The sequence below is a fragment of the Niastella soli genome (assembly GCF_017742245.1).
GTDB lineage: Bacteria > Bacteroidota > Bacteroidia > Chitinophagales > Chitinophagaceae > Niastella > Niastella soli.
In genome coordinates this window covers 507,901-523,649 of record NZ_JAGHKO010000024.1, presented here as the reverse complement: position 1 = coordinate 523,649, position 15,749 = coordinate 507,901, and the positions used below count along the sequence as shown (strand labels likewise).

Sequence of the window (15,749 nt, the reverse complement as noted above, 5' to 3'; positions counted from 1 at the left end):
GATCACCGCTAATGTAGATACCATGATACACCAAGCGTTTGCAGCTAAATTAGGCAGGGTGCTGAAAATGCGCGTAGGGATAAGATCAATTGAGTGGCGCCTGCCCCTGAAAATAGTGATCAATGAGCTCACCCTTTACAAACAGCAATGGGTCATTCGCATCGATCACCTGGAACTTCAATTTTCTCCCCTTGCCTTTTTAAAAGGCCAGCTGCCTTTTGCGGCTGTATACATTGGCAAGGTCAGCTGTATGCGGGCGCCTGCTGATCATAAGGAGATCCTGGCTGAACCAACAGAAAATAATGCCCTTTCGCTTGACTGGCTACTGCGCTGTTTTCGTTTATTATGTCAATTCCCCGATCGCTTGTTCAAATACCTGCCCCGTACACTGCATATTGAACAGATCGATCTGTCGGCCAACCTCTTCGGTGAACCCCTTGAATGGCAACTACATGACCTGCAGCTTCATGACAATGCATACACCCTATGCATCAGCGCCCGCGGTATTAAGATGCCTGCCTGCCACCTGCAAGGTCAGATCGATAAAAAAGCAATGCTGATCACGGTACAGCACGAGGGCAGCAATAATCCAGGCAGCAGTTGTTCTGTAGAGATCCCGGGGAAGAATATGTTTATCCAGGCCAGGGAATTACACCTGCAGGTCAACAAAACAGCACCCGACGGACTTACTGTATATTTTTCTGTAAAGAACTGCCGGTTGAACTGCCCTGTGGTCGCTTCCCGGGAAATTGATTTTTCCGTTTTTGCCCTGCAGCTGCACTGCCGGTATCATGCGGGCTCATTTGCCGTGGAGGACAATTCGGTCATTCAATTCAATGAGATCAACTGCCAGCTGTCTGCCAGCTGTAATTCAGGTGGGGATAACACCTTTCAGTCGTGTCTGGTGATCAGGGAAACGCAGGTCAGTGATTTTTTACGGTCATTCCCCTACTTTACCTGCCGGCAACTGTACCAGTTCTCATTTACGGGCCGGATCCCTGCTATCCATATTCACTTTTCTTTCGATCCCCATGCGCCGTTTGACTATCAGTTCAGCATTCGCGCGGAATTGAAGGACAGGCTACAAATTACGAGGGTGCCCGACAACTGGCCCGATATCAATCAGCCGTTCACGCACCATATATACGAACATAATGAACTTATCCGGAGCCTTACACTTTGCCCCTCGAACCGGTACTATAGAACAATAGACACCATCCCCTACTTGTTGGCCAGTATAATTGTGCATGCAGAAGATGAAAACTTTTATTCGCATTATGGCGTGGACGAAATATTTGTGGGATATGCCCTAATCGAAAACCTGATGAAAAGAAAATTTTCACGTGGAGGAAGTACCATCACCATGCAGCTGGTGAAGAACCTTTTCCTGGACCATAATAAGACCATCTATCGAAAATTGGAGGAACTGTTCATCACGCTGCTGCTCGAAAACGTGTTCAGGATACCGAAAAGCAAACTGCTCGAAATATACCTGAACATCATTGAATTTGCACCGGGCATTTATGGTATATGCGAAGCAGCCGATTATTATTTTTCAAAACAACCCGAAGCATTGACGCTGAATGAATGTATTGTTTTAACCTATATTATCCCCAGACCTAAATATTTTCTGGATGCAGTGAACTGCTCCTCGTTACAGTTAAAGCATAACCTGAAAAAGCATTTCCGGTCAATGGTTGATAAACTGGTACTTAAGGGCGTTATTGGGCAAAAGGATGAGAAAATGCTTCAGCAGGATGTTTATATAAAAGGAAGGGTGCTGTCGCTGGAAGATGCTTAAAAAAGAGTCCTGGTAAAATAAGATTTATGGGATCATGTATTACTTGTTGGTTTACAGTGAACAAGGAATTAGGATAACAAATATGACATAATAATTTGTTCGTACGAAAAAATTCCTACCTTTATCACATGAAGCCATCCTTATTTGCCGCCAAACAAATAGAACCTACCAGGTCTGAGCTGGAGATCCTGCAGGTGTTATGGAAGCATGGTCCTTCCACCGTTCGGTTTGTGAACGACCTGCTGAATGAACAAAAAAGAGAAGTGCAATATACTTCCACGTTGAAGCTGATGCAGATCATGGTGGAAAAGGGTATGTTGAAACGGGATGAAAGCAGCATGAAACATATTTATGAACCCATCGAAGAAGAACAAAAGACCAAAGGCTTCCTGCTGCAGCGTTTTGTTGATTCCATGTATGATGGTTCGGTCAATAACCTGGTACAGCAGTTGTTGGGCAATAAAAAGATCTCGAAAGATGAAATAAACGCTATCAGGGATATATTAAAGGAGATCGATAAATAAACAGATCAGCATCAAATTCCATTAACCATGTAAAGCTTGTAATATGCAATTGCCATTGATCAAAGTCATGATACCGGATGTGATAGTAAAAGCGCTTTGCTGGACCTTGCTGCATTCGCTGTGGCAGGCATTACTGATCGCCATGATGGCAGCTGTGGTCATCTCACTTACCCAAAGAGCAAGGCCCATCTACCGGTACAACCTGCTCACCAGCCTGCTTTTTGTTTTTCTTGCGACGACCTCGTATACTTTCCTCAACCAGTTGTATCTGGCCAACCGCCATATGGGTTCGGGCAGTGGTGTATTACAGTTTAGCAACTTCATCTCCAGCAACCAGCTGATCAATGAAAATGAAGGCACAACAGCAATAGGCCAACGGTTCATTAATTTCTGCAACGAGTATGCTGCGGCATTCATCACGGTCTGGTTCGTCATATTCTTTTGCAAAAGCCTGTATACCGTATTGGGCTTTGGCCGCATAGCAACAATAAAAAACCGTAAAAGCACCCGGCCGGCTGATTGCTGGCAGTTGCAAGTGCAGCAACTGGCGCAACGGCTTAATATATCACACTATATTCTCATGCTGGAATCGGAGCTGGTTAAAGTACCGGCTGTTACCGGACTGCTGAAACCCATCATTCTTATTCCGGCGGGCATGCTGAGCAATATTCCGCCAGACCAGGTAGAAGCGATCCTGCTGCATGAACTGGCCCATATTAAAAGAAAGGATTACCTGGTCAATATCATTCAACTCTTTACAGAAACCGTCTTTTTTTTCAATCCAGGTCTGTTATGGCTATCTTCCCTGATCAGGGATACCAGAGAAAGCTGCTGCGATGAAATAGCGGTGAACATCACCGGTAATAAAAAGCAGTATATAAACGCGCTCCTATCGTTCGAGGAGTATACAAGCAGTGGATTTATGGTCACACCAGCATTTGCCGGCAGCAAAAAAAGCCACCTGCTGAACCGGGTACTACGGATTGTTCACAATAACAACACTACATTAAGCGGTAAGGAAAAGCTGTTATTCTCGGTTGCCCTACTGGGTATTACCTGCATGGCTTTCGCGTTTGCCCAAAAAGACCAGCCAGCTACCAGGGCATCAGTTGCCATTACATCGCCGCAAGCTGCTATGGCAACCGGTTCTTCAACAATACCTGCTGCCACGCAATCCATTTCCCCTGTCCCCCTGCCTGCCAATACACACCCGGCTACTGCGCTTCCTGAACGTTCCCGGAAACGGGCCCACTCAGCAATAGCAGCCAGGCGGATATCGCCAATAGCTGTCGATACCACCATAAAAGATGCTAATATGAACAACAGTTTGTATACCGCCCCTCAGGTGTATGTAGCCCCGGTCTATAATACAAACAGCCTGTTGAAAAAAGAGAATAGCCGGCAGCCGGAACAGCCCCTCCATTACGAACCAGCGCGGCTGACAGTAAAAAACACGCTGGCTGAGAAAGTGCTTGCAGATCTTATAAGCGAGCATATTATTTCTGATGCGGCCAATACAACATTCGCGCTTACCAATACCGAACTGATCGTGAATGGGGTCAAACAGCCCAACGAAATACATCAACGCATCATTTCAAAATATGTAAAAAGCCCCGGTGATAAACTGAACGTATACCACCATTCACCCTCCACTTATTACTAAGCCGGGATTGTAATTCCCCGCTTGCTTCCGTAATTATTATGCTGCAACAGGCATGCAGGTGACAGCGTATTGCCATTAACCAAAAAATATCTTACCATGAAAAATAGCATTACCCTGCTATACGTCCTCCTGTTACTTATCCCCGCATGGCTGCATGCACAAACGACCCTCAGGATTTCAGGTAAAGTACTGAGTGAGACAGGCAAACCCCTTCCTGCTGCCAGCGTGGCCCTCATACACCTGCACGACTCATTGCAGGTACTGGCCGGTACAACCAATAATGAAGGCCTGTTCGAATTTGACAATGTACCAGCCGATTCGCTGCTGGTAGCGGTCACTGCCATTGGTTACCGCAAGTATTACAGTGCGCCTGTATCCCTGCAACCAGAAAGCAGCCCTCTCCTCCTGCCAGCCATACAGCTGCAGAAATTGGATGGGAAAACCTTGCAACAGGTTACTGTGGTGGGAAAGAAAAATCTGGTAGAACAGGAAATTGATAAGATGGTGGTGAATGTCGACGCCATGATCACGGCAGCCGGTTCCACTGCTTTAGATGTACTGGAAAGAACACCGGGCTTAACGGTAGACGAAAACGGCAATATCAATCTGAAAGGAAAATCAGGCGTAACGGTGTATATCAACAATAAACCCACGTACCTGTCGGGCGTGGCACTGGCGAACTACCTGCGGTCGTTACCAGCCAGCCAGCTGGATAAAATAGAACTCATGAGCAATCCTTCCTCGCGGTACGATGCCGCCGGAAGCGGCGGGGTCGTAAATATCAGACTGAAAAGGTCGAAGGTCAAAGGATTCAATGGCAACCTGTCTGCCTCTTTTGGTCAGTCGATCTACTGGCAAACCAATGAAAGCCTCAACCTGAATTACCGGAACGACCGGCTGACCATTTTCGGGAGCATCGGGTATAACCGGCAAAATGGGTATCGCCGGCTGGATGTAGAAAGACGGTATTTCAGGGACGATCACGAGCTGTATTCCATCTTTCAACAAACCACTGATTTCAAAACATCCTCAAAATCCGGAAATGCACAGTTGGGTATGGACTACAGTCTTACCGACAAGACGAGCATTGGCTTTGTATGGAATGGCGCCCATTACCGGTCATCCGAAAAACGCGAGATAGCCAGTAAATTTTTTAACCCTCATTTTGTATCGGATTCCCTGATCTCGGCCGATTATGATTACAACGCAAGATTCACCCGGTCGGGCATCAATCTAAACTTAACGCACCGGTTTGATACTTCCGGACAAATGCTGAATGTAGATGTGGATTATATCTGGTATAGCAATAGCAGTAATATGGATTTCCTGAACTATACCTACCTGCCTGATCTAACACTGACCAGGTTGGACCATCTACAGGGGCATGTACCTACCGGTATGAACATCTATTCGTCGAAGGCCGATTACACATTCTTTCCGGCACCAAAACTTAAAGTAGAAACAGGTGTGAAGGCCAGTTATATTTCCACCGACAATGAAGCCAATTATTTTGACATCATCAATGATGAACGGCTGGAAAATATCGATCTTACCAATCATTTTAGCTATAAGGAAAATATCAATGCGGCTTATATAAACACCAACAGAAGTTTCAACAGGTTTTCTTTTCAGGCCGGGCTGCGGCTCGAAAATACGATGATGAAAGGCCACCAGCTGGGAAATACTGCAAAACCAGATTCTTCTTTCAAACGCAGCTATACCAATCTTTTTCCAACCCTGTATCTGACTTACAAACTGGATAAAAAGGAAAAGCATCAGCTGAATCTTTCCTATGGAAGAAGAATTACGCGGCCTTATTACCAGGACCTGAACCCATTTATTGCCCCGCTGGATAAATTCACCTATTTCGCCGGCAATCCTTTCTTATTGCCCGAATTCTCCAACAACATTGAATTATCCTGGTTCTTTAAGAAGAAAATACTGACCACCCTGATGTACAACCGGGCTACCAACTGGCAATCGCAAACCTCCGAACAAACCAGCACGGTGTATATCAACCGGCCTGGTAATATTGGCAAAAGAAAATTTATGGGGATCTCTGTCAATGCATCGCTGCAACCCACCAAATGGTGGACGTTAAATATCTATACCGAAGTGATCAACAACAGTTTCAAAGGTGATCTGTATGGCAGTCAGCTCGATGAAGGGTCCACTTACTGGTATATCAATACCAATCAACAATTCAGGTTCAATAAGGGGTGGAGCGGGGAAATTAGCGGATTTTATATTACACGCAGTGTATCGGGCCAGTACTTGAAAGATCCCCTTTGGCAGGCAAACGCCGGGGTGCAGAAAAATATTATGAACAACCGGTTAACGCTTAAATTAACGGGTAGGGATATTTTCCATACGTTGAAACCGAATGCGAGGGTAGCCGGACTGAATAACGCCACCTCCTCCATCCGCAACATGGCCAGCACCCAGGTCATTGTATTGGGTGCCACGTATAATTTCGGTAAAACATTTAATAGTGCGCGGCGACGCAGGACCGGAGGCGCGCAATATGAGCAAAACCGGATCAAAGACATGGATTGATCTCAATCCCTATTGCAATACATAAACCTTATATTCTATGCTATTCAAATATTTCATCCTGGCAATTCGCATCAACTGGCTGTTTGGCAAAATACGTTTCCTGCCTGCAATGCCGCTTATTGGTAGGTGGTACAATACCTATAAACGGCAAAAGAATATCTTCAGGTTGTTGCAGCTTAAAAGCAGGTTGCAGGAAGGCATCATGGGGGCAATGTTTGGAAAATACCTTTCAGGCATAGTGTTCGATACCTATAATGGCCGTTTTGTAAACAATGTGCAGGACGTACAGATCAACAATGTGCTGGGGTTTGCCGGCGCCTATAACAAATCTGAACTGGAATTTATTACCTCGCTGGTTACGGGCGATTCCCAGGTATATGTGGTTGGGGCGCATATCGGTACCCTGTTGGTGCCGGTTAGTAAGGTGGCCAAACAGGTGATCGCATTCGAAGCCAATCCTGCCACCTTCCGTTACCTGATGCACAACATTCACCTCAATGAACGGCATAATGTGCTTGCCTTTAATTACGCTATTTATCACAAAGAGACCGAACTGCCATTCTATAACAGCACCGCCAATTCAGGTGGTAGCAAATTGAAACCGGCAAAGGATAGTTATTCCTATCATTATGACAACCCCGAGGTGATCCAGGTGCCTGCAAAAAGCCTTGACCGCTTTGTTGAAGAGCATCAGCTTCCTTTACCCAACCTGCTGATCATGGACATTGAAGGCGCAGAATTTTTCGCGCTCCAGGGTGCGGGCCGCTGTCTGGCAAATGCCTCCTACCTGTATATCGAATTTGTGCCCCAACATTTATCGGATGTGGCTAATGTTTCGGTGGAAGAATTTACCACTACCATTACCAGCCATTTTGGTGGTATGAAAATAGTACAGCAGGTGATCAGCCAGCAGGGAAAAGAATACCGTGGCCAGGAAATAGCCAGTATCCTGTTGCATTTGTACAACAGCCATCAATCGGCCGACCTGTTATTTTACAAGTAAGTGATATAGGCTATACATCGAGCTTGTGGCAGGCATACCGGTAATATTCAATATGCAGATCGTCTGCCTGGTAATCAGTAGCCATACAGGCTGCATAACCGGGATCGATCCCCCACTCTATCAGTTTCCAGGTAAGGCTGCCAACATATGCGTTTCCTTTATCAAATTCAATAGCAGTCAATGGCAGGCTCATGCCTTTACCATCTGCCTTTATTACACTTTCCTTGATGGTCCAGGCCCGGTAAAATTCCCGTAGCGGGTCTTCTGCAATAGCTATGGAATGCCATTGGCTGGTTGTCATAACATGTTTGAAGTCGTACAGCTGCACCGGCCTTATTTCCTCGATATCTATACCCACCCGTATCCCGTTTGTAATGGCACAGGCTACATAATTACCAGAGTGCGAAATATTGAAGTCGGTCTGTGTATTAAGATAGGGCCTGTTGTTTTCGTTGAATTGCAAACACTGCAGGCTTTGGGCCTGGTACCCAAAAGAACGAAGCGCCTTCAGCAATAACATTTTTCCCAGCAAGTCGGCCATCTTATCCTGCCATCTTACAAAACGGTTGTTCTTTTCCTGCATTTGCACAGGCAGCTGCTGTAAATACCGATTATAGCAATCAGCAGGCAGCATTTGAAAAAAGCCGGTATAGTATACGGCGATAGACTTCAATACATTAATTTTTCTGTGGCAGCATGGTTGGTAATAAAATGATCAGCGGGAAGACCCACCAACAGATTTCTTTGCAACAAGTGCACCCTTACCAATATTTTCTGTTTTTTATCGGTTTGCACTACTTCACACTCCATTCCTGTTAATGGCCCGTACCTGATCATCAGCTGCTGCCCCGGCTGATAATAGTCGGAAGACACTTCCACCTCTTCGCCGTATTCCATCATCAGCCGTATATCTTCAATGACCTTGTTATGTACCTGCGCCATTTCCTTTCCTGTTCGCACATAATTCAATACCCCATCGATCTTCAACCCTTCATAATAATCATGTAAGGTATTGAGGTGTACAAAAATATAAGACTGGAAAAGCGGCACATCCACTACTTTGTTGCGGTCATGCCATTTCCTGAGCTCTTTCTTCACTGGCAAATAATAAGTTATTGCTCCATCCGACAATTCGGTAGCCACTTTTTTTTCATGACGTGGCCTTGTGTAAATGACATACCACCCGGCATTGAACTTTTTCATAACGGCACAATTTTATATAATGATCAAATAAGCGCAATCATTACCCACCATGGTATCGGGTACCTGGTGTGATGCTAAATAGTAGAAGGTGAAACTCTTTTAACAGTGAAGTGTAATGGACATACTGGCATCTTAACTATCGCCAATATAAATAGCAGTCATCGTGCTTTAAAAGTAACAAAAAACGACAGCCGATCTTTGCATTTTTTATTACTGATTTGTGAAGTAAGTTTTTGAGGCGGTTAAATTGATCTGACTTCACGCGGAGAGGTGATAATTATTTTTTTGTTAATTGCGTATTTAAGCAAGCCAATCGTCGACTTTAGACCCAATTTTTCCTTCATATCCTGTCGGATCTTCTCTACCGACCTAACGCTCAAAAATAGGTGATTAGCAATTTCCTTGTTGCTTTTTTCCTCCCACAATAATTGCAGGATCTCTTTTTCCCGGATGTTGAGGGAAATGGCCCTTGTTTCTGGCTGCGTTTTTATAGCGATCTGCTTGTTCCAGTACATCACTTCTGTAAACAGCTTGTTACGGTAAATGCGGTGTTCAGAAAGTGATTTGATAGCATTTAGCAACTCTTCAGGTTCATCCGATTTTGACAGGATACCATAAACGCCCAGTTCCAGCATTTCACATAAGAGGTCCATGTCTGTACACATAGACAATACGAGTATCTTGGTATCGGGGTAATTTTGCCGGAGTACTTTGACAGCTTCAATGCCATTTAGTTTGGGCATAAATACATCCAGCAGCAGCACCTGAACCCTGGCTTCCTGCAACCGGTTCAGCAGATCGGGAATGTCGGGAGATTGAATAACGACATTAATGTTTTTCTGTTCCGAAAGATAATTTTTTAACGTTTTTCTGAATAAGGTATGGTCATCTACAATTGCCACATTTACAGATTGGGATAGCATAAGGTTTAATTTTAAATTTCGCTTATTATTAATTCATATTTATTGATTTAATAATTAGGGAGGAGCAGCATTGCGTTCAAAGAGTACAGAAGCCGGTTAAAGGTCCGGAGAAGTAATCAGGAAATGCTACAATGTACAGGCGGTAAGTAATCATTCATTCTAAGGAGGTAGAAAACAGGTGTTTTCAACGCAGGGATATATTGGGAACACCTGCTCACACAAATATGTGGTCACCAGGAAGAAAAGGATAGGTTTCATTCGCTTAAAGGATAAATTGTTTAAATACTTTATCCGATCAGATAAGGGCTCTGACTTATATGATTCTAAAGCTAATAAAATAATAATTATAAACCAAAACGTTTTAGTGTCCGCGCTTTTTACCTTTATTTCTCTTGCCGTTATTTTCTGAGAATATTCGTCTTAACCCCTCTCTCGGGATAACAGGTTGAATTGAGTTTTAATGCTCAACCTTGGATGGCATCAACTTTGTCACGTTATCCAGTTCGAGACTACTAACGCCGTATCTATCAAGAAATACTTTTATGTTTTTCAGGCTCACATAGGCTCCTGGCCAAGATAATAAATTTTTAAACAATACTTTATATCTTTAGCGCAATGGTCAAATTACTCCTTTAGAAAATAATTTCAGAAATGAGAACATTCAACTTCGCGATACGGATCTTCTGTACTGCCTGCCTGGCTACCGCCCTTGTCGCCTGTAAAGCTGACAGAACACCACAGATGCCGAAGAAAGTTCGCCTTGCCAAAGTCGTTGTTGATTCAACTCAACTGGAAAATTATAAAGCTTTCTTAAAGGAAGAGATTGAAGCATCGGTAAGTAAAGAGCCAGGCGTGTTGACTTTATATGCAGTATTTGAAAAAGAAAAACCTACCCATCTCACCATCCTGGAAATATATGCAACTGAAGCGGCATACCAGTCCCATTTGAAAACAACCCATTTTTTGAAATATAAAAATGGTACCATGAATATGGTAAAGAATTTAGAATTAATTGAAACAGATCCGCTTATTCCAGCGTTGAAGATCAAGTAGCAAGTCTATTTCAGGTTTCAATTTCGTGTTCAACAGATCAGCAACAACCTGTTCTGTCCAGGCTTTTCTTTTGGTGCACGGTGAAGACAGGGCGCGACCTTACTTTCAGGATGATCAACCGCTAACCGCCATAGGTTACCAAGGCCTAAGCTTATTGGACGTGCATTGGGTGCTGCCTGATAGTGCAGGTCAAAGAAATGCTCGCTTAAAAATGAATCAAAACCTTCTGCTGCTCCATGATATAGTTTTTTGAGTTCATCCCTTATTTCAGGAATATGTATTTTCTGTTTCCCTTGTGAATTGGGCAATATTTCACTCGACGCGCCATAGTAAGTACATAAAATGGTATCGGTGGGGATAGGCGATCGATCTACATGCCAGGAATAAACATCGGTTGGAAAAAACGGATAGGCATCATCCTGATCATAGTACTTGATCACATTAAGGACTGGCGATGCGCCATGAGCTGTCAATAGCTGCAAGTCGTTTAAAAGAATGTCACGGGCAAGTTGACCTTGATCACTCAAGGGAAGTTCACAAAGTTCGGCTGGTTCAATTGTTGTTATATTTCCGCTTAGTTCTATCTTATTAACAATCTCAGAGAAGTCGCCAGGTAAGTTACGGGCCCAGCAGATCGCATTCATTGCTCCATTAAAAGGTATAGAAACCAGGTCTTGAAAATTAGTGACACAGTGAATTTGATTCTCAGCATGAGATAAATCTATCATAATAGCTAATATAAGACCATTTGACAACGAACTATGGGAATAATAGCCGGTCAGGCCAGGATAAAAATTGATTGTTAAACTATTAATGAAGATAACAACAAAAAGCTAACAGATAGTAAAACAACGGCGTTATGGTACCTTAAAGAAAGGAATATTAATTGCATGTGAACTTCCAATGCGAACATCTAAAGGATTTTTAGCAAGAATTAAGAAAATACTGAAAATACTTGGGCCTGGACTAATTACAGGTGCCAGTGACGATGATCTAATAACAAACTCTCGAATTTCTAAGGATTTTTAACGCTGATAATAATGACCGAAGCAGCGGTTTCCCTGATCTGCTTTCAGTTTGTCTGAGGCTATCTATGGCAAGAGTATGTGTATTGGAAATATTCCGGTCTGCTAAATAAAAAGGTTCCCCAGTGATTTATCTTCAATCCCATTTTCCATGTATATAGTAATTCCCCCGTCTAGTAAGTGTTGCTTTAACAGTGTAAGTAAAAGCGATGCCGATGGATCCTCCATATACTCTTTTACTTTCCAGGTACCGTTTTTTATGTTTGCGCCAATTAATACAGGTTTAGTCAGATGCTTTGCTGCGCAATAATAATAGCGCGTTGGGCATTTTTTATTTAATTCAAAGATCAGGGTTGGCGCTGAAACCGCTTCAACAATATGCAAATACTGGTCTAAATACAGCTCAATTGGTTTTTTATTGGCATCTACAATGATTTGATCAATGAAGATAAGATTGCCAGTGCAATCATACACATGAGTTATCCATTCCATAAAATATGGGGCTTTTTTAAGAATCTATGTATAGAACAAAACGCCTCATCAATCGTGAGGGTAGAAAACTGAGGTAGCACTTAATTCTTATGGGGCACGCATGGGATCAGCAACGCATTCTTTAGGTAGTTATCTAGAGGAAGACATTATAAAGTAACAAATTAAATCGGTTCTCCCAAAAAAATGTTTGCCTGAGGTTATGATATTTGTCGGATTATCATAGGCTGGAATGGAACATTTACTGATCAGCCTGAAATGTGACTGCTTCATTATATTTGGGGTATAAAATGTATTGTAATGTCGCCACTAATTGAAATTACCGATCCGGCAGTTTTTGATCCGGAAACTATAATTGTAGATGTTCGGGCAGGTGCCGATGCGCGCCAACGCTACCTGGCAGGCCATCTGCAACAGGCAATTTTTGCAACGCTGGATGACGACCTGGCCAGTAAACCTGCCGACCCCGCTTTTGGTGGAAGGCATCCGCTCCCTTCATTAGAAAACTTTGCTGCCACCTTATCAAAGTGGGGCGTTACTCCCGACAGCCATGTAATTGTTTATGACGACAAAGCCGCTGCAATGGGTGGCGCCCGTTTATGGTGGATGCTTCGTGCCATCGGCCATAAAAAGGTGCAGGTATTGAACGGCGGATTAAAAGCTGCTATTAATGCAGGCATTGAACTAAGCAAAGATGATCACCAGCCCAAATCAACCGCAGCTTATCCTGTTCCTGCTGAATACAGCGGAACTGCCGATATTGACGAGGTTGGGGAAGCGGCTAAAAGCGATGACCGCATTGTGATCGATGTGCGCGAGAACGCCCGCTATCTTGGCCAGGTTGAACCGCTTGACCTTATTGCCGGCCATATTCCCGGGGCCAGTAATTTATTTTATGCCAAAAATCTGGGGGAAGATGGGAAATACCTGTCACCGGAAGAACTTGCAGTACTTTACCGGGACACTATTGGTGATATTAAACCTGAGCAGGTAATTGTACATTGCGGATCGGGGGTTACTGCATGCCATACATTACTGGGCATGGCCAGTGCCGGCATAACAGAACCAAAATTGTATGTTGGTTCCTGGAGTGAATGGTCCAGAAGGGATTTGCCGATCGCTACTACGGATAAATAGTATTTGGTTACCAGGTCAACCAGCGGGCTGACCTGGTAAGCCCTTACTAAAGCAATTTCAATTTCATGCCGCGGATGCCCATGTCCACTACCTGTTCACCCTTGGAAGGCGCCCATTTTCCATCATTGACCACTTCAATCCATTCAAAACTTTTATTGGTAGAAAGCGATACTTCAACAACGATATCGCTTGTTTCTTTGCCGGTAATTGTCAGTCCACCTGATGGAAAATCGCTGGTCACAACACAGGAACCTGCCGGAACAGGTGACGTGGCAAATAACGGGTTTACCACGGTGGTAGCTCCTTCAGGGGCCTGGCCGGTTGTTGTAAAGGGATAGCTGATACCATTAAACGACGGAGTGGTCTCAAAACCCCAATACCCTTGCTTTTTATTGGCATTTACAGCAAGGGTCTGATCTTTTATTTTATAATTTTTGATATAGGTATTGAAGCCAATAAAGGAAGCCAGTGTTCCATTAAATTCCTGTTTGATGGCTATTCCTGCGATCACTGTGTCCACATAGTATTTTACATCATAGTTCTGGTAAGCCAGCGACAGACGCAGCCATTCATATATACCCGGCGCTATATCTTTTAATGGTGTTTTAAAAAAGACCTCGTTATTGCCCGATGCAGTTGATTTATCAAATTCAATGGCGTTACTGCCACCTGTAGTTGTTTCCGCGGCTTTGTAAAGAATGGCTCCCTTTCCCAAGGCTGTAGTGCCCGTTTGAGCCAGCTCAACGTAGTGAGCGCTCATGCCATTGAACGAGGGACTTTGCCCGGCATGTCCCGCCGCCATCGGCGCTGGCTGGCCAAGATTATTCAGGCGTTCCTGGGTAGGGTCAAATTTAAATTTGAGAACAAGGTTTGCTTCTGAGGTTGTATCATTGGTTTTTTCCTTTTTACAGGAAAATAGAAATATACTAAGGCTAAATATGGACAGGAATGAATAATGTTTTATTTTCATGTAAGCAGTTTCCCTCTAAACGAAATTCGGTGAACTTTATTTTAAGGGCTGTTTACTGGCTTCAGCCGCAAGTTCGCCAGTCTATTCAAGCGTCATCCTGTTATTGCTCGTGTCAGCATCCATAAAAATACCGCCGTTAATTATTGAAGGTAAAAAAGAGGTCCCAGGGAATGGGGTGTTTGCCATGCCACCGGTCCATAAATGCCAGCAGGCATTTTTTAAATACCGTATCTCCCAACAGATCTTTTATTGCTAAGTATCCAAGGGATGGTTTGCCGTATTCTTTTCATAGAGATAAGGAACGTTTGGCCAATGATGTGAGAACCAATCGTGCGAATAGCGGGTATAAGAAGTGATAGTTAAAACAAGCAATATTGTATAATATTGCAATGCGATTGATTTGAAATTCTAAACCCAATAAACGATTAACTGCCATGCCCACCAGAAGAGATTTTATCTACAAGAGCTCACTCGCCACTGCCAGTGTACTGTTTGCTTCCCCGCTTTTAGCAGACCTGGGTCGAGAATATAAAATGGGGTTACAATTATATACCATCCGGGATGCCATGGCAAGAAACGCGGCCGAGAGTATAAAACAAATTGCTGCCATGGGTTACCAGGATACAGAAACATATGGGTATGATCCTTTAACTGGATCATACTATGGCTATAAAGCGAAAGACTTTCTTCAGTTGCTTACACAAAACGGCGTTTCTACCACCAGTGGCCACTACGATCTGTTTAAATATCTAAACACCCCCGAGCAGGAATTGCTTGATTATGTTGATAAATGCATTGAAGGGGCACACATATTACAGCAAAAATATATCACCTGGCCCTGGCTTGATCCTGCAGACAGGACTATGGACAAATTTAAATTACTCGCCACAAAGCTTAATTTGATAGGCGAACGGATCACCAAATCTGGTCTTGGCTTTGCTTATCATAACCACGATTTTGAATTTATTGACCATAATGGTACAAATGGATATGAAGTGATCATTAAGGAGACAGATCCCCAATTCGTCAAATTACAGGTTGACCTGTATTGGGTGTGTCGGGTAGCTGCCATTTCACCGGCGGCGCTTTTCAGAAAACAACCCGGGCGTTTTGTAATGTGGCACATAAAAGATATGGACAAAGTTTCCAAAGACTATACCGAAATGGGAAATGGAGCAATAGACTATACAAAAATCCTCCCGGATGCCAAACTAAGCGGCTTGCAATTCTATTATATTGAGCAAGGTGGAAATTTTAAAAAGAGCTCCATGGAGAGTATTCAGGAAAGTGCCCGCTTTTTCAAGAAAAATCTACAGGATTTGTTGTAGTCCTCCATCCAGTGTCCCCCCTATCCTTATTATCCGTTAATGGGGGTGAGAAAGTTTAATAATAGTTTGAATTA

14 protein-coding genes are annotated in these 15,749 nt (G+C 43.6%); 8 read left to right on the top strand and 6 right to left on the bottom strand.

The annotated features are described in order from the left end of the window. Nucleotides 1–22 precede the first annotated feature (22 nt). The 5 genes from J7I42_RS34925 to J7I42_RS34905 all read left to right on the top strand — a co-directional run bounded on the left by J7I42_RS34925 (nucleotide 23) and on the right by J7I42_RS34905 (nucleotide 7,547). A complete protein-coding gene (locus J7I42_RS34925; protein ID WP_209145181.1) occupies nucleotides 23–1,801 on the top strand; it encodes a biosynthetic peptidoglycan transglycosylase in 1,779 nt (592 codons plus the stop codon). A gap of 128 nt (nucleotides 1,802–1,929) precedes the next feature. Then, nucleotides 1,930–2,325, top strand: a complete 396-nt coding sequence (locus J7I42_RS34920; protein WP_209145179.1) for a BlaI/MecI/CopY family transcriptional regulator — start codon at nucleotides 1,930–1,932, stop codon at nucleotides 2,323–2,325. A gap of 43 nt (nucleotides 2,326–2,368) precedes the next feature. Next, on the top strand, nucleotides 2,369–3,988 hold the full coding sequence (locus tag J7I42_RS34915) for a M56 family metallopeptidase (protein WP_209145177.1): 1,620 nt from the start codon (nucleotides 2,369–2,371) through the stop codon (nucleotides 3,986–3,988). Nucleotides 3,989–4,084: 96 nt separating this feature from the next. After that, nucleotides 4,085–6,544 carry an outer membrane beta-barrel protein gene (locus J7I42_RS34910; protein WP_209145175.1) on the top strand — a complete coding sequence of 820 codons (2,460 nt, stop codon included), beginning with the start codon at nucleotides 4,085–4,087 and terminating at the stop codon, nucleotides 6,542–6,544. Nucleotides 6,545–6,581: 37 nt separating this feature from the next. Continuing rightward, nucleotides 6,582–7,547, top strand: a complete 966-nt coding sequence (locus J7I42_RS34905) for an FkbM family methyltransferase (protein WP_209145173.1) — start codon at nucleotides 6,582–6,584, stop codon at nucleotides 7,545–7,547. A gap of 10 nt (nucleotides 7,548–7,557) precedes the next feature. On the opposite strand, the gene J7I42_RS34900 is transcribed toward J7I42_RS34905, so the two are convergent. The 3 genes from J7I42_RS34900 to J7I42_RS34890 all read right to left on the bottom strand — a co-directional run bounded on the left by J7I42_RS34900 (nucleotide 7,558) and on the right by J7I42_RS34890 (nucleotide 9,673). Beyond that, complete coding sequence (locus tag J7I42_RS34900; protein ID WP_209145171.1) at nucleotides 7,558–8,220, bottom strand: 4'-phosphopantetheinyl transferase family protein; 663 nt, start codon at nucleotides 8,218–8,220, stop codon at nucleotides 7,558–7,560. Further along, on the bottom strand, nucleotides 8,217–8,750 hold the full coding sequence (locus J7I42_RS34895) for a UpxY family transcription antiterminator (protein ID WP_209145169.1): 534 nt from the start codon (nucleotides 8,748–8,750) through the stop codon (nucleotides 8,217–8,219). Before J7I42_RS34895 ends, J7I42_RS34900 begins: the two co-directional genes overlap by 4 nt. Nucleotides 8,751–8,992: 242 nt before the next feature. After that, nucleotides 8,993–9,673 carry a response regulator transcription factor gene (locus J7I42_RS34890; protein ID WP_209145167.1) on the bottom strand — a complete coding sequence of 227 codons (681 nt, stop codon included), beginning with the start codon at nucleotides 9,671–9,673 and terminating at the stop codon, nucleotides 8,993–8,995. A 651-nt stretch (nucleotides 9,674–10,324) separates the two neighbouring features. Between J7I42_RS34890 and J7I42_RS34885 the strand changes: the two genes are divergently transcribed. Beyond that, a complete protein-coding gene (locus tag J7I42_RS34885) occupies nucleotides 10,325–10,726 on the top strand; it encodes a putative quinol monooxygenase (RefSeq protein ID WP_209145165.1) in 402 nt (133 codons plus the stop codon). A 29-nt stretch (nucleotides 10,727–10,755) separates the two neighbouring features. On the opposite strand, the gene J7I42_RS34880 is transcribed toward J7I42_RS34885, so the two are convergent. Together J7I42_RS34880 and J7I42_RS34875 are read right to left on the bottom strand one after the other, a co-directional pair. Then, the gene (locus J7I42_RS34880) at nucleotides 10,756–11,454 is read right to left on the bottom strand and encodes a DUF1826 domain-containing protein (protein WP_209145163.1); all 699 of its coding nucleotides are present in this window, start codon (nucleotides 11,452–11,454) and stop codon (nucleotides 10,756–10,758) included. 402 nt (nucleotides 11,455–11,856) lie between these two features. Then, nucleotides 11,857–12,243 (bottom strand): hypothetical protein, encoded by a 387-nt coding sequence (locus J7I42_RS34875; RefSeq protein WP_209145161.1) that lies wholly within the window; start codon nucleotides 12,241–12,243, stop codon nucleotides 11,857–11,859. Nucleotides 12,244–12,540: 297 nt separating this feature from the next. On the opposite strand from J7I42_RS34875, the gene J7I42_RS34870 reads away from it, so the two are divergent. Next, nucleotides 12,541–13,377 carry a sulfurtransferase gene (locus J7I42_RS34870; protein WP_209145159.1) on the top strand — a complete coding sequence of 279 codons (837 nt, stop codon included), beginning with the start codon at nucleotides 12,541–12,543 and terminating at the stop codon, nucleotides 13,375–13,377. A gap of 46 nt (nucleotides 13,378–13,423) precedes the next feature. On the opposite strand, the gene J7I42_RS34865 is transcribed toward J7I42_RS34870, so the two are convergent. Further along, the gene (locus J7I42_RS34865; protein ID WP_209145157.1) at nucleotides 13,424–14,347 is read right to left on the bottom strand and encodes a hypothetical protein; all 924 of its coding nucleotides are present in this window, start codon (nucleotides 14,345–14,347) and stop codon (nucleotides 13,424–13,426) included. 434 nt (nucleotides 14,348–14,781) lie between these two features. On the opposite strand from J7I42_RS34865, the gene J7I42_RS34860 reads away from it, so the two are divergent. Continuing rightward, nucleotides 14,782–15,675: a sugar phosphate isomerase/epimerase family protein gene (locus J7I42_RS34860; RefSeq protein WP_209145155.1), complete on the top strand. Its 894-nt coding sequence runs from the start codon at nucleotides 14,782–14,784 to the stop codon at nucleotides 15,673–15,675. Nucleotides 15,676–15,749 lie beyond the last annotated feature (74 nt).

Excerpts from the sequence above, each read along its gene's own strand:
- J7I42_RS34925 (WP_209145181.1), top strand. The coding sequence starts at position 23 with ATGATACACCAAGCGTTTGCAGCTAAATTAGGCAGGGTGCTGAAAATG.
- J7I42_RS34920 (WP_209145179.1), top strand. The coding sequence starts at position 1,930 with ATGAAGCCATCCTTATTTGCCGCCAAACAAATAGAACCTACCAGGTCT.
- J7I42_RS34915 (WP_209145177.1), top strand. The coding sequence starts at position 2,369 with ATGCAATTGCCATTGATCAAAGTCATGATACCGGATGTGATAGTAAAA.
- J7I42_RS34910 (WP_209145175.1), top strand. The coding sequence starts at position 4,085 with ATGAAAAATAGCATTACCCTGCTATACGTCCTCCTGTTACTTATCCCC.
- J7I42_RS34905 (WP_209145173.1), top strand. The coding sequence starts at position 6,582 with ATGCTATTCAAATATTTCATCCTGGCAATTCGCATCAACTGGCTGTTT.
- J7I42_RS34895 (WP_209145169.1), bottom strand. The coding sequence starts at position 8,750 with ATGAAAAAGTTCAATGCCGGGTGGTATGTCATTTACACAAGGCCACGT.
- J7I42_RS34890 (WP_209145167.1), bottom strand. The coding sequence starts at position 9,673 with ATGCTATCCCAATCTGTAAATGTGGCAATTGTAGATGACCATACCTTA.
- J7I42_RS34885 (WP_209145165.1), top strand. The coding sequence starts at position 10,325 with ATGAGAACATTCAACTTCGCGATACGGATCTTCTGTACTGCCTGCCTG.
- J7I42_RS34880 (WP_209145163.1), bottom strand. The coding sequence starts at position 11,454 with ATGATAGATTTATCTCATGCTGAGAATCAAATTCACTGTGTCACTAAT.
- J7I42_RS34875 (WP_209145161.1), bottom strand. The coding sequence starts at position 12,243 with ATGGAATGGATAACTCATGTGTATGATTGCACTGGCAATCTTATCTTC.
- J7I42_RS34870 (WP_209145159.1), top strand. The coding sequence starts at position 12,541 with ATGTCGCCACTAATTGAAATTACCGATCCGGCAGTTTTTGATCCGGAA.
- J7I42_RS34865 (WP_209145157.1), bottom strand. The coding sequence starts at position 14,347 with ATGAAAATAAAACATTATTCATTCCTGTCCATATTTAGCCTTAGTATA.
- J7I42_RS34860 (WP_209145155.1), top strand. The coding sequence starts at position 14,782 with ATGCCCACCAGAAGAGATTTTATCTACAAGAGCTCACTCGCCACTGCC.